Origin of the sequence: Duganella vulcania, assembly GCF_009857655.1 — a bacterium.
Taxonomy (GTDB): Bacteria; Pseudomonadota; Gammaproteobacteria; order Burkholderiales; family Burkholderiaceae_D; genus Rugamonas; species Rugamonas vulcania.
Window position 1 is genome coordinate 1 of record NZ_WWCX01000157.1, and the last position, 7,981, is coordinate 7,981.

Here is a 7,981-nt window from a genome sequence, read left to right on the forward strand (position 1 = left end):
CCGGTGGCGACCGTGACGCCGGCGCCGCGTCCGCATCCCCCGGCGCCGCCCACCGAGCAAGCCGCCGTGGCCGAGCAAGCCGCCAAGCCGGCCACCGCGCCGGAAGAACCGGTCCAGAACCTGCGCGACCTGCCGGAGCCGATACAGCGTTCCATTCCGCACATCGCGGTCGGCGGCTACATTTATTCCAAGAATCCGGCCGACCGCCTGCTGTTGATCGACAAGGTGCTGCGCCACGAAGGCGAGGAGGTCGCCCCCGGCCTGGTCCTGGAAAAGCTGCTGCCGCGCGAGGCGGTGTTCAATTTCAAGGGCTATCGCTACCGCGTTCCGTATTAAAAGCTGTCATCCGCCCGTCATGTGGAAATGATATTTTTCTATCATTGAAATTCATGCACGGGAAATACGATGAAATACCTGAAATTGCTGCCGCTGCTGATTGCAGCCGCCTTCGCCGTTCCACGCGCCCACGCTGCGGACCAGCAGCCCTCCACGCAACAGGAGACCAGCACCCATGTCGCCGGTCTCATCTGCATCGGCTTGCTGATCCTGGGCGCGCGCGGCGCCCGCAGCGAACGCTTCAAGGCCCTGAACGAGGAGTAAGACGCTGCCGTGCCCGCGTCGATGTTGCTGCGTATAATGGCGGCGACGAGATGCTGTGGAGAGGCTGGCAATGCAACAAGACATACCCGTGCGCGAGCGCACTGTACTGGCCGTGGTCGGAACCTCGGGCAGCGGCAAGACCACGCTGCTGGAGGTGCTCATCGCCGGCCTGGCCGCACGCGGGCTGAAGGTCAACGTCGTCAAGCACAGCCACCACGACCTGGAGCTGGAGCCGCCGCACAAGGACAGCGCGCGCCTGCGCATGGCCGGCGCGGCCGAGGTGATGGTGGCGTCGCCGTTCCGGTTCGCCATCGTGCGCGAGTTGCGCGGCGCGCCCGAGCCGTCGCTGGACGAGCAGCTGGACCGCCTGGCGCCCGCCGACCTGATCCTGCTGGAAGGCTTCAAGTCCTATCCGGTGGCCAAGCTGGAGGTGTACCGTGCGGCGGCCGGCAAGCCGCCGCTGTATCCTGGCGATGGACGCGTGATCGCGGTCGCCTCCGACCAGCCGGCGCCGGCGGACCTGCGGCCCGGCGTGGACTGGCTGGATGTGAACCAGCCCCAGGCGGTACAAGCCTGGCTGGAGGCCTATTTGAAAAAAGTTTCGTCCAACGCCTAAAGTTGGCCGCAGAACGTCCGTAAAAGAAGTGATACGCCTTATTGGAGGATCACATGGACATTTCAGGTATTGCTCAAGCGGCAACCACGATCGCGGACACCGGCACCAAGCAGGCGGTCGGCGTGGCGGTGTTGAAGAAGGCCCAGGACATCCAGGCGTCCAGCGCGGCGGCCCTGATCGAGGCGATCCCGCCAGTGCCATCGGCGCCGAACCTGCCTTCGCACCTGGGCAACACGATCAACACGACAGCCTGAGCGGCGTCGTTGCGGCCCGCCCGGCGCCGCCTTACCGACCTGCGCGCCGCCCGGTGCGCAGCGTGCCGGGGCGTTCCTGCGCCCGGCGTAGTTTCCCGATTTGAACCCGGTCAACAGAATGATGCGTAGTCGCGTTATTGCTGGTACGCTGCGTCTGCCCGGCAGTGTTGAAAAAAATCCGAAAAAAACTGTAAGGCCGGCCCGCCATGGGCCGACTACCGTACAGTTGCAGACGATTTGCGTTGCACAACCTAACTTCATCCTTGAGGAGACTTACCATGAACAAACGTCAAGCCCTGATCGCCGCCGCCCTGGCCACCGTCTGCGCCGCTTCCGCCGTCACCGCTTCCGCCGCCACCGCGTCGGCCTCGGCTGAAAAAGAGAAGTGCTTCGGCATCGCCAAGGCCGGCCAGAACGATTGCGCCGCCGCCAATGGTTCGCACTCCTGCGCCGGCCAGTCGAAGACCGACAACGGCGCAGCCGAGTGGAAATACGTGGCCAAGGGCACCTGCGAAAAAGCCGGCGGCAAAACTGCCGCGCCAGCCAAGTAATCGCCCGGCCGGTCGCGGAGCCATGTCCTTGCCAGGTCCAGCGCAGCCAATGCCGGGCGTGGGCGTGGGGCTGAGGGCTCCGCATTACCGGCAATTCCTCGAGCAGCGGCCGCGCGCCGCCTGGCTCGAAGTCCATACCGAGAATTATCTCGACCAAGCCGGCTGGGACTGGCACGTGCTGCAGCAATTGCGGCGCGATTATCCGGTCAGCCTGCATGGCGTCGGCCTGGGACTGGGCTCGGCGCGCGGCTTCTCCGAACAGCATCTCGACCGTGTGCGCGCCCTGGTGCAGCGCGTGGAGCCCATGCTGGTGTCCGAACATTTGTGCTGGAGCGCCGTCGGCGACCGGCAACTCAACGATTTGCTCCCGCTCACCTTGGACCAGGCCGCGCTCGACCTGCTGTGCGCGCGCGTGGGCCGGGTGCAGGATGTGCTCAAGCGCCAGCTGCTGCTGGAAAACGTGTCGACCTATGTGCGCTTCCACGCGGACGCGATGAGCGAGGCGGAGTTCATGGCGGCATTGGCGGCGCGCACCGGCTGCGGCCTGCTGCTCGACATTAACAATCTCTACGTCAACCAATGTAATCACGGCGAGGACGCGCTGGCCGCGATCGCCGCGATCCGGCCCGGCATGGTGGGCGAGATGCATCTGGCCGGCCACCTGGTGACGCCGGAGGCGGTGATCGACCATCACGGCGACACCGTGGCCGAGCCGGTCTGGCGGCTGTACGAGGCGGCGTTGCGGCGCTTCGGCGCGCTGCCGACCCTGGTCGAATGGGATACCGACATCCCCGGGCTGGGCGTGCTGCTGGGCGAGGCGGAGAAGGCCGAGGCGCTGCATCGCCAATACGCCGCCGCCACCGTGGCCGATGCGCCGCGCCCGGCCGCGCAGCCGGCAACCGGCGATCAGGCGCCGGCGCTGGCCGCCAGCCAGCAAGCCTTCGCCGGCGCGCTGTTCGATGCGCGCCAGGCGCCGGCCGCGCTGGCGCTGTTCAAGGGCGAGTCCAACGGGCACCGCTACGCGCTGTATCGCGGCAACCTCAGCGCCACCTGGAGCAAGACGCTGGGCGCGGCCTATCCGGTGATCCAGCAACTGGTGGGCGAGGAATTCTTCGGCGGCCTGGCGCAGGCCTACGGCCGCGCCCATCCCTCCGACAACGGCGACCTGAACCGCTTCGGCGCCCACTTCGCCGCCTTCCTGCGCGCCTTCCCGCATGTGGCCGACTACCCGTATCTGCCGGACATGGCGACGCTGGAGTGGACCCTGCACCGCGCCCACTACGCCCCGTCGGCGGACGGCGTGACGGCGCAGCAGATGGCGGCGCTGACGCCGGAGCAGGTCGAGACGGCGCGGCTGACGCTGCATCCAGCCTGCACGCTGCTGGCGTCGGAGTGGGCGACGATCCCGCTGTGGCAGGCGCACCAGGCCGGCAGCGGCGTGCCGTTCCCGGCCGAGCTGGCGTCGCCGGACTTCGGGCTGGTCACGCGGCCGCGCTGGAAAACCCAGGTGCTGCCGCTGACGGCGGCCAGCCACGCAGCCTTGTCGGTTCTGGCGGCGGGCGGCACGTTCGGCGCGGCGCTGGACGCGGCCTTCGAGCGCGACGACGAGTACGACATCGCCGCCAATCTGCAGCAATGGATAGATCACGCATTGGTTGTCAGGATAGACGCCTAGTGGCGACTAACTAATTTTGAAAGCGCAATGATGAAAACTATCCTCGGCTGGCACCAACAAATTTCCCGCTACGACGCGGCACTGACCGCGTGGGGCGGTTCCCTGATGAGCCTGGCGTTGCGCTGGTACGTGGGCTGGCAATTCTTCAAGGCCGGCCTGGTCAAGGTCAGCGACTGGAGCGCGACATTGGCGCTGTTCCACGACGAATACAAGGTGCCGCTGCTGCCGCCGGACCTGGCGGCCTACTTCGGCGCGGCCGGCGAACTGGCGCTGCCGGTGCTGCTGTGCGTGGGACTGGTGTCGCGGCCGGCGGCGATGGCGCTGTTCCTGGTGAACGCGATGGCGGTGATTTCCTACCCGCAGCTGCTGACCTTCGAATGCCCGGCCGCGATCAACGACCACTTCTACTGGGGCGCGATGCTGCTGGTGCTGGTGGCCTATGGTCCGGGCAAGTTGTCGCTGGACGCCTGGCTGGCCGGACGCCGCGCCGCTTAAGTGGGGCGGAAGGCGCGCAACAGCTTGGCCTCGCCGGTCAGGTCCTTGTGCAGGCGGTTGGCGGCGGCGGTGAGTTCCATCATGCGGTTGAGCTGCACATCCTCGAAGCGCGCCAGTTCCTCGGTGGCGGTGAGCAGTGCCTGCGCCAGCTTGGCGCGCGCCGCCTGATACAACAGGCCGTGGTGCTGGCCGGTGTTCTTGAGCAGTTCCTCGGCGTTTTCGATCACTTGCCGCAGGTCGTCGAGCAGGCGTTCCTGTGTTTGCATATTGGGTGCAGGATCGTCCATGACGTTCCCCTGGTCATAAATGAAACTGGTTGAACAAGCCGGGCGGCAGGCCATTTCAATATATCGGCGCGCGCTGCCGCCGGTTTGCGCTGCGTCAAACGGGCCTCCCCGCCACACGCTTCAGCTTAACCTATTATTGCCCAAATGCAAGAGAAATTACACGCCAACGACGCTGATGCGCACGTCGCCCACGCTCACTTGCTGGCCGGCGCGGATCTTGGCGGTCTTGCGCAATTCCTGTTTGCCGTCGACCTTGACGCCGCCTTCGGCGACCATCATCTTGCCGGCGCCGCCGCTGTCGCACAGGCCCACCAGCTTGAGCAACTGATTTAGCTCAACGAACTCGCCGCTCAATTCAAAACTTACTTTCTGCATTTTATCCTCTGTTGCTATGATGTGAAATCGGTGCCGGTGCCAGCTTTCGATAGTGTAGCGGCATTCCGACAGGGCCGCAGTTTACTCGATGTTTGCCTCACGGTTGAGGTTGCTGTCGGGCAAAGAAGTTGCTATCCTGAGTTAACTGCTGAATTTTTGTGCAGCATGGTTTGCCCTCAGCGAGTTGCACCATGAATAAGTATCTCTGGCCAGTCGCAGTCCTGATGTGCCCGCTTTCCGGCTTGGCGGGCGCCGCCGCATCCGATCCCTTCGCCCCGCAAAAACCGCCGCCCGCGTTTGAAAAACGGGCCAGTTCGTCGCTGCTGTTCGATGCGGCGGACCGCCAGTCCGCGCTCAGCGAGCAGCTGCAGGGCGACGGCGCGGCGCGCTACGGCGCGCTCTTCAGCGGCGGGCCGCGCCTGCATGTCGGCGCCTTGCCGGACAACCTGGCCTTGCTCGATCCGCTCGGCCCCATGCTCAACGAGCACAGCAAGCGTTTCCTCACCAGCGCCGATTTTGAAAAGAAAGTGGGGCGCGCGGTCGGCATCCTGACCGTCGGCATCTTGCGCGAGACCGGCTCGGTGCTGGGGTCGCAGCAGGCGCCGGCGCTGGCGATGAACACCCGGCCCACCACCACCTTCACCTCGGCCTCGCTGGGCTACGCGCTCAGTTCGCGCAGCGCGTTGATGCTGATGGCGTCGTACGGCCGCACCGAGGGCATCGGCAATCCGGACAGCCTGATCGCCCAGGTGTCGTCGGTGCGCACGATGGCGTTCAGCGTGGGGCTGTCGACGCGTCAGCTGTTCAACAGCCACGACCGCTTTGCCGTGACCTTGTCGGTGCCGGCCAAGGTGCGGGCCGGCACGCTGCAATACAGCGGCGCGGCGCCGCAGAGCGGCGATCCCGGCGCCCCGGCGTTCGGCGCCCCGACGCTGAACCTGCGGCCGACCGCCACCGAGCGCGACCTGGAATTCGGCTACACCACCACGCTCGGCCGCGACGCCCGCCTGGGCAAGCTGACCGGCGCCGTCATGTGGCGGGTCAACCCCGGCCACGACGCCGGCGCCAAGCCGGACTGGCTGACCGGCGTGCGCTATTCCAAGGGTTTCTGACGCAGGTCAGCCCTTGGCGCCGGGGCGGGTCATGTCCAGCGGCACAATCCACTGCGCGAACTGCTCGGCGCTGACGTAGCCCAGCGCCAGCGCGGCCTCCTTCAACGTGCTGCCCTCGTGCTGCGCCTTCTTGGCGATGGCGGCCGCCTTGTCGTAGCCGATGTGCGGCGCCAGCGCCGTCACCAGCATCAGCGAACGTTCCATCAGCTCGGCGATGCGCTCGCGGTTGGGCTCGATGCCGTGCACGCAGTGTTCGTCGAAGCTGCGCATGCCGTCGGCCAGCAGGCGCGCGCTTTGCAGGAAGTTGTGGGCGATCAGCGGCTTGTAGACGTTGAGCTCGAAGTTGCCGGAGGCGCCGCCCATGGTGATGGCGACGTCGTTGCCGAACACCTGGCAGCACAGCATGGTCAGCGCTTCGCACTGGGTCGGGTTGACCTTGCCCGGCATGATGGAGCTGCCCGGCTCGTTTTCCGGAATGGTGATCTCGCCCAGCCCGGAGCGCGGACCGGACGCCATCCAGCGCACGTCGTTGGCGATCTTCATCAGCGCGGCGGCCAGCGTCTTGAGCGCGCCGTGCGCCGACAGCAGCGCGTCGTGGCCGGCCAGCGCGGCGAACTTGTTGTCGGCGCTGCGGAAGGGCAGGGCCAGCGTCTGCTCCAGCTCGGCGGCGATGCGGTGCGCGTATTCCGGATGGGCGTTGAGGCCGGTGCCGACCGCGGTGCCGCCGGCCGCCAGCTGCAGCACGCCGGGCAGCGCGGTGCTGATGGCGCGCTCGGCGAAGTCGAGGTGGGCCACGTAGCCGGAGAACTCCTGGCCCAGGGTCAGCGGGGTGGCGTCCTGCAGGTGGGTGCGGCCGATCTTGACGATGTCGGCGAAGGCCTCGGCCTTGGCGTGCAGGCGGTCGCGCAGCTGGCGCAGCGCCGGCAGCACGTTGCCGGCCAGTGCCTGCGCGGCGGCCACGTGGATGGCGGTGGGGAAGATGTCGTTCGACGACTGGCCCTTGTTGACGTCGTCGTTGGGATGCAGCTTGCGGGCCTCGCCGCGCACGCCGCCCATCAGCTCGGAGCCGCGGTTGGCCAGCACCTCGTTCATGTTCATGTTGGACTGGGTGCCGGAGCCGGTCTGCCACACGGCCAGCGGGAATTCGGTCGGGTGTTTGCCGGCCAGCACCTCGTCGGCGGCCTGGGTGATGGCGATGGCGCGGTCGCCCTCCAGCAGGCCCAGGTCGAGGTTGACGCGGGCGGCGGCGCGCTTGACGCTGGCCAGCGCGTGGATCAGCTCGGGCGGCATGCGCTCCGTGGAGATGCGGAAATGCTCCAGCGAGCGCTGGGTTTGCGCGCCCCACAACTGGTGGTCGGGGACGTCGATCGGGCCGAAACTGTCACGTTCACTTCTGGTGTTCATGGTTTTTCCTTTGCGCGGGGATGGCAATCATGTGTATTTGCCAAGGTCCGTCCAGTGTAGCGCAGTCTGGAAAAATTAACCTAGGGCTACAAAACCGGGAAAATCCGCCGTTATAGCTGATACACTTTAAGAATTCGCGGCCAAGCGACCCCAACATGCAGCGCAACACTCTCCTGACCTCGATCCTAGCCGGCGCCCTATTGCTGGCCACCGCCGTCCCTGCAGCGGAGCTGGGCGATATCGCCGTGCGATCCTACATCGGCCAGCCGCTGGCGGCCGACATCGAGCTGGTGCAGCTGGCGCCGGACGAGGTGTCGGCGCTGCAGGTGCGGCTGGCGCAGCAGGATGTGTATCGCGGCGCCAACATCACCATGAACCCGGCGCTGGGTTCGCTGCACATGGCCGTGGTGCGGCGCGACGGCCGCCAGTTCCTCCATCTCACCACCACCCGCGCCATCGAGGCCGAGTATGTCCATTTGTTCCTGGAACTGAGCGCGGCCGGGCGCCAGGATGTGCGCGCGGCAACCGTGTGGCTGCAGGCGGACCCGAATCCGGCGCCGCCGCCGTTGCCGGCCCCGACCGCGGCGCAGGCGGCGTTGCTGGCGCGGGCGG

General features: G+C 66.8%; 12 protein-coding genes. 9 read left to right on the forward strand and 3 right to left on the reverse strand.

The genetic code is table 11. The features are described 5' to 3' along the window. The 7 genes from GTP90_RS33875 to GTP90_RS33905 form a co-directional block, all read left to right on the forward strand. The coding region (locus GTP90_RS33875; protein ID WP_254452175.1) for a general secretion pathway protein GspB at positions 1-336 on the forward strand (336 nt) is incomplete at its 5' end. Positions 337-405: 69 nt separating this feature from the next. Then, a complete protein-coding gene (locus tag GTP90_RS33880; protein ID WP_161087636.1) occupies positions 406-600 on the forward strand; it encodes a hypothetical protein in 195 nt (64 codons plus the stop codon). A 70-nt stretch (positions 601-670) separates the two neighbouring features. Further along, positions 671-1,216, forward strand: coding sequence for a molybdopterin-guanine dinucleotide biosynthesis protein B (gene mobB, locus GTP90_RS33885; RefSeq protein ID WP_161087637.1), 546 nt, complete (start codon positions 671-673; stop codon positions 1,214-1,216). Positions 1,217-1,269: 53 nt separating this feature from the next. Continuing rightward, complete coding sequence (locus GTP90_RS33890; protein WP_117015501.1) at positions 1,270-1,470, forward strand: YjfB family protein; 201 nt, start codon at positions 1,270-1,272, stop codon at positions 1,468-1,470. Between the two features lie 278 nt (positions 1,471-1,748). Beyond that, positions 1,749-2,021, forward strand: a complete 273-nt coding sequence (locus GTP90_RS33895) for a BufA1 family periplasmic bufferin-type metallophore (protein WP_161087638.1) — start codon at positions 1,749-1,751, stop codon at positions 2,019-2,021. A gap of 22 nt (positions 2,022-2,043) precedes the next feature. Then, positions 2,044-3,696: an MNIO family bufferin maturase gene (bufB, locus tag GTP90_RS33900; RefSeq protein ID WP_161087639.1), complete on the forward strand. Its 1,653-nt coding sequence runs from the start codon at positions 2,044-2,046 to the stop codon at positions 3,694-3,696. A gap of 30 nt (positions 3,697-3,726) precedes the next feature. Further along, complete coding sequence (locus GTP90_RS33905) at positions 3,727-4,191, forward strand: DoxX family protein (protein WP_161087644.1); 465 nt, start codon at positions 3,727-3,729, stop codon at positions 4,189-4,191. Here GTP90_RS33905 and GTP90_RS33910 read toward each other — a convergent pair. Both GTP90_RS33910 and GTP90_RS33915 read right to left on the reverse strand, forming a co-directional pair. After that, positions 4,188-4,478 carry a DUF883 family protein gene (locus GTP90_RS33910; RefSeq protein ID WP_161087640.1) on the reverse strand — a complete coding sequence of 97 codons (291 nt, stop codon included), beginning with the start codon at positions 4,476-4,478 and terminating at the stop codon, positions 4,188-4,190. The two genes, GTP90_RS33905 and GTP90_RS33910, sit on opposite strands and share 4 nt — an antisense overlap. Before the next feature lie 156 nt (positions 4,479-4,634). Beyond that, the gene (locus GTP90_RS33915; protein ID WP_161087641.1) at positions 4,635-4,853 is read right to left on the reverse strand and encodes an RNA-binding S4 domain-containing protein; all 219 of its coding nucleotides are present in this window, start codon (positions 4,851-4,853) and stop codon (positions 4,635-4,637) included. 191 nt (positions 4,854-5,044) lie between these two features. Between GTP90_RS33915 and GTP90_RS33920 the strand changes: the two genes are divergently transcribed. Then, complete coding sequence (locus GTP90_RS33920; protein WP_161087642.1) at positions 5,045-5,965, forward strand: hypothetical protein; 921 nt, start codon at positions 5,045-5,047, stop codon at positions 5,963-5,965. 6 nt (positions 5,966-5,971) lie between these two features. Here GTP90_RS33920 and fumC read toward each other — a convergent pair whose 3' ends face one another. After that, the gene (fumC, locus tag GTP90_RS33925; RefSeq protein ID WP_161087643.1) at positions 5,972-7,369 is read right to left on the reverse strand and encodes a class II fumarate hydratase; all 1,398 of its coding nucleotides are present in this window, start codon (positions 7,367-7,369) and stop codon (positions 5,972-5,974) included. A 155-nt stretch (positions 7,370-7,524) separates the two neighbouring features. Between fumC and GTP90_RS33930 the strand changes: the two genes are divergently transcribed. Next, on the forward strand, positions 7,525-7,981 hold a 457-nt coding region (locus GTP90_RS33930; RefSeq protein ID WP_371875168.1), incomplete at its 3' end, for a type IV pilus assembly protein FimV.

Excerpts from the sequence above, each read along its gene's own strand:
- GTP90_RS33905 (WP_161087644.1), top strand. The coding sequence starts at position 3,727 with ATGAAAACTATCCTCGGCTGGCACCAACAAATTTCCCGCTACGACGCG.
- mobB (WP_161087637.1), top strand. The coding sequence starts at position 671 with ATGCAACAAGACATACCCGTGCGCGAGCGCACTGTACTGGCCGTGGTC.
- GTP90_RS33915 (WP_161087641.1), bottom strand. The coding sequence starts at position 4,853 with ATGCAGAAAGTAAGTTTTGAATTGAGCGGCGAGTTCGTTGAGCTAAAT.
- fumC (WP_161087643.1), bottom strand. The coding sequence starts at position 7,369 with ATGAACACCAGAAGTGAACGTGACAGTTTCGGCCCGATCGACGTCCCC.
- GTP90_RS33910 (WP_161087640.1), bottom strand. The coding sequence starts at position 4,478 with ATGGACGATCCTGCACCCAATATGCAAACACAGGAACGCCTGCTCGAC.
- bufB (WP_161087639.1), top strand. The coding sequence starts at position 2,044 with ATGTCCTTGCCAGGTCCAGCGCAGCCAATGCCGGGCGTGGGCGTGGGG.
- GTP90_RS33890 (WP_117015501.1), top strand. The coding sequence starts at position 1,270 with ATGGACATTTCAGGTATTGCTCAAGCGGCAACCACGATCGCGGACACC.
- GTP90_RS33895 (WP_161087638.1), top strand. The coding sequence starts at position 1,749 with ATGAACAAACGTCAAGCCCTGATCGCCGCCGCCCTGGCCACCGTCTGC.
- GTP90_RS33880 (WP_161087636.1), top strand. The coding sequence starts at position 406 with ATGAAATACCTGAAATTGCTGCCGCTGCTGATTGCAGCCGCCTTCGCC.
- GTP90_RS33920 (WP_161087642.1), top strand. The coding sequence starts at position 5,045 with ATGAATAAGTATCTCTGGCCAGTCGCAGTCCTGATGTGCCCGCTTTCC.